Origin of the sequence: Streptococcus pluranimalium, from assembly GCF_047785705.1 — a bacterium.
In the GTDB taxonomy this organism is placed as follows: Bacteria; Bacillota; Bacilli; order Lactobacillales; family Streptococcaceae; genus Streptococcus; species Streptococcus pluranimalium_A.
On the sequence record NZ_JBLOJV010000080.1, the window covers coordinates 1 to 1921 of the forward strand.

The 1921-nt window shown below is 47.1% G+C and carries 1 protein-coding gene; it reads right to left on the minus strand.

The features are described 5' to 3' along the window. On the minus strand, nucleotides 1-1921 hold a 1921-nt coding region (locus ACMZ6Z_RS09325), incomplete at both ends, for a hypothetical protein (RefSeq protein ID WP_416132253.1).

Genomic DNA, 1921 nt, shown 5'->3' on the forward strand with positions numbered 1-1921 from the left:
AGTGTAGGTCAGGGTGACGTCACCGGTTGGGCTGACGTTGATGCCGTCTTCGCCGTCTTTGAGGAGGGCGACTAGGTCAGGGTTTTTGAGGAGGATCTCTGCCTTGATGGCGGCTTTTTCTGGCGCTTCAAGGGCGGTCATGTCCTCAACTGTGGTTGGGGTGATGGCTTGGAGCTTGGGCTGGTTGACCAGGGCCAGCTGCTCTACCTTTTTAAAGAGCTGGGTGTAGGGGATGACGTCTGTCGAGTAATCATCGTATGTCACTGTGATGTTGCCCTTCTCGTCAATGGTGACCTGGCTATCAATGCCACCTGCGACTCCTTTTAGGAAATGTGGCGTGTCTTGGTTGATGGCCTTGAAGTGAACTAGGGCACGCTGGCGGTCTTCTGGGCTGATGGCTTCAAGGTCTGGCACGTCAATGGGGTCGCCTAGGGCAGGAACTATCCTATAAGTAAAAATTGAAACATAAGAATTTAGCTCGTTATCTGTCAGTGTTCTCAAAGAAAAAGGAGCCTCGTGAAGTTCTCTTTTTTTAGCTACAATGTCAGGTACGGTAATTTTCACAAGTAAGAAGTCTGGAATCTGTCGAATTTGACTGCCCTCATATTTATAATATGGCTCTAACAACCCCCAGTCCAGATACCCTAAAGATTGCTCTCGAGATGCTTCTGAGAGAATTCTCGAATCATGTCCAGAGAATAGTTCCCTATAAAACAGTCCGACGTATTCAGATGTTAGCTCATATTTTTTTGCGCTGTTAGAATCAACGTATCTGGAGGAAACATCAACTGGGTCGGTTTGACGTTTAAGAACAATGTAAAATTCAGTCTGATTCTTCTTGAATTTTCTGACTATTACACCTTTCTTAACTAACCTATGACTGGGATTTACGTCTGCTTCTAAAGGATTATCAAAACCATTCAACCTATTTCGTGACTTATGATAATATAAGGACTCCTTGTCCCTTTGATTATTTCCCAAAGAATAAGTATTCGACAAATAATAGGCATCAAACGAAATTGCAATGTTATACGACGAAATTCGATCTACGTTGGCATTTACATACTCTTTAAGCTTTTCATTGTTATAGGTGACATGGGTTAAATCAGGTGATAATCTGATATTATTCGAGGTTAAATCTACTGTCTTTTCCCATTTTCCTTGAGGAGAGATTTCTACTTCAAAGCTCATTTTTTGATTAAATCCCATATCACGGATATAAAATTGAGGGGCTTTTAAACTGAACGGGACTTCAACTTTTACATCAATTCTCAATCTCTCCCCTGGCTTTCCTTGACCTCTCAAGGTCAAGGTGTTGGCATCAGAATTGTAGTCTTCTGGTTTAACAGGATCCACAAGTAAGAGCTTCTCTCCCTCAACCTCAATGGAGTCTGTCCCTATGACTTCGCCTTTTACAGGGGTAGACAAGGGTTCGGCTCGCTTCACCCTTTTCTTGCCTTGGTCTGCTTCTGCTTGGGCTTCTGAGTCTGGTTGCGCTTGACTGTCAGCGGGGGCGCTTTCAAGAGCGGCTGGGCTTTCTGGCACTGATGCCGCTGCCTCTGCAGCTGGTGCTGGGCTTGAAGCTGCCTCAGCTGGTTGGACCATCTGTGTGAGGGGGACTTGGATAAGGGTCTTGGTCCCATCTGGATAGGTGACTGTGAGGCTGACACTGGTGGCATCTGGCATTGGCTGTCTTTGGGCAAAACTAATGCTGGCACCTTGGGCTTTGAGGTCAGCGCTGTTGGTTAGAAAATCTTCTGGGGTGAGGGAGGTGCTCCAGACCAGGCCTGTCTTGGCGATAGGAGCTAGGTGGAGCGCTTTGACCTCCACTGCCACTGGCTGCGGGTCTTGGTCAGGCTGGGCTGTGGCCCCTTGATCTGCCGCCTGGGGACTCTCGGCTGAGACGCTAAGACTGGATGCC